Annotated in this window: 2 protein-coding genes; one reads left to right on the top strand and one right to left on the bottom strand. The window is 70.9% G+C overall.

The genetic code is table 11. The features are described 5' to 3' along the window. A partial coding sequence (locus tag F0L68_RS41225; RefSeq protein ID WP_188317125.1) for a hypothetical protein occupies window positions 1–1,188 on the top strand: 1,188 nt, incomplete at its 5' end. Window positions 1,189–1,427: 239 nt separating this feature from the next. On the opposite strand, the gene F0L68_RS41220 is transcribed toward F0L68_RS41225, so the two are convergent. After that, a partial coding sequence (locus F0L68_RS41220) for a hypothetical protein (protein WP_223199615.1) occupies window positions 1,428–1,779 on the bottom strand: 352 nt, incomplete at its 5' end.

Genomic DNA, 1,779 nt, shown 5'->3' with positions numbered 1-1,779 from the left:
GGCGAGACGACCGAGGAACGCGCCGAACGCCAGCGCCGGATGGCTGTCGCGATCGCCGCCGAGGACGCGGCCATGGCCCGCGCCAGGGCCGAGCTGGACGCCCTGCGCGTCGGCCTGCTCGGCGACCAGGCGGCCGGAGCCGCCGAGGCGACCCTCTCCCCCGAGGCGGTGGCCGCGCTGGCCACGGCAGCCGAACTGGAGCCCGAACTGGTGCGGTTGGTGCCGGTGTACGAGCTGCGGGTGCCCGTCACCGAGGCCGAGCAGGCCGAGGAAGCCTCGATCTCCCGTGCGCACTCGCTGCTGCGCAGCCCCGGCGAGCAGCTGCTGCACCAGCACCAGGCCGAGCAGGTTCACCCCGCCAACTTCTTGCTCTACCGCTCGGTGACCGTCGTCCACGCCGGCGGTGGGCACGCCGTGCACGACCCGCTGAACCTGGCCTGCCTGGACCCCAGCACGCTCTGTCCCGACTGCGGGCCGGTCGCCGGCTACCTCCGGCACACCCCTCTAGGTGTTGACCTGCACAAACACCAAAATGGCCACCCCCCAGAGGTGTGTCATGGTGATCAATTGAAGTCCAGTTCCGTACAAGCTGTGGATAACGGACCGGCTGCGCCGGGCTCGGACCAAGGCCAGGTTCAGGTGGCCGGAAACGGCCCTGATTCGCCCGCTGCGGGCCTAACGGGACCTGGCGAGGGTCGGTGCCCGAAGAACCGTCAATCCGAGGCTGTGCGGGCCGCTGAGTGGCTCCTGCGGTCCCGGCTAGACCCACGGCTCTGCGACGACGTGTCGGTGCGCTGGCTGGCCGGGGTGATCCGTGGATCGAAGCTGCTGAGCCAGCACGAGTGGAGCTGGGAGGACCTGGCGGACCTGCTGCACGGCGTCCCCGAGTTCACGAACCTGCCGTACTTCATCCGCCACTGCCGCAAGTGGATTCGGGCGCGCATTCGCCGCGCGATCCCGAACCTCTCGCCGAGCAAGCTGAAGGTCATCCGCGACATCGAGCGCGACAGCTCGGCGTTCCAACAGCGCCGCCAGGTCGAGGCGGGGCAGGCTCGCCTGGCCGAGATCGCCGCCCGCCGCGCGGCCATCAACGCCTGCGGCTTCTGCGACGAGAACGGGATGCTCGACCTCGGCAATGACGCGCCGGTGGCGCGCTGCAACCACGACCCGGACACCCGCGGGTGGTGACTCTGCGGCCCGGTCACGGTCCGTACTGGAAAGTGGAAACTGGAAAGTCGGCGGGAGATCGCCCGGAGAGGCCCCAACGCGCAGTGCGCGCTGCGCGCGTGAAGCGGGGTTCGAAGGCTAACACGGAGCGTGACGCTTTCCAGTTGGCTGACCTCCTGCCGAGTGCCAAAACGGACGTTTTGGTGTCGTTCTGGCACTCGGTAGGAGTGTGGCAATCAGGACATCGAGTCCGGTCGCCGTCAGCGTCGCGGGCGCGTCTTGTCGACCCTGCCGTCGGCCTGGTCCACGCCGAGCAGCACGGCGAGCCTCTCGGCCCTGTCAGGAGTCAGGCCGTGCCGTTCGGCCGCCGCCCCGACCGCTGCGGCGAGTTCCTCGTCGGTCACCCCGGCCGACTGGGCGCGTTCGATCTCTACGGCGGCCATCTCCCCGCGGCTGTCGATCTCGGCGAGCAGGCGCGCGATGCTGCCGGCCGCGGCCGCCACCGGCAGCAGCGCCTGCGCGGTGGCTTGCCGCCGGGTACGCCGCGCGATCCGGGCCGCCCTGCGGGCCGCCACGTCAACCATGCCGTCATCGGCCGGCCCAGCCGGCGGC

It is taken from the genome of Solihabitans fulvus (assembly GCF_008386585.1).
Classification (GTDB): Bacteria; Actinomycetota; Actinomycetes; order Mycobacteriales; family Pseudonocardiaceae; genus Solihabitans; species Solihabitans fulvus.
This window is presented reverse-complemented; position numbering and strand designations above follow the sequence as displayed.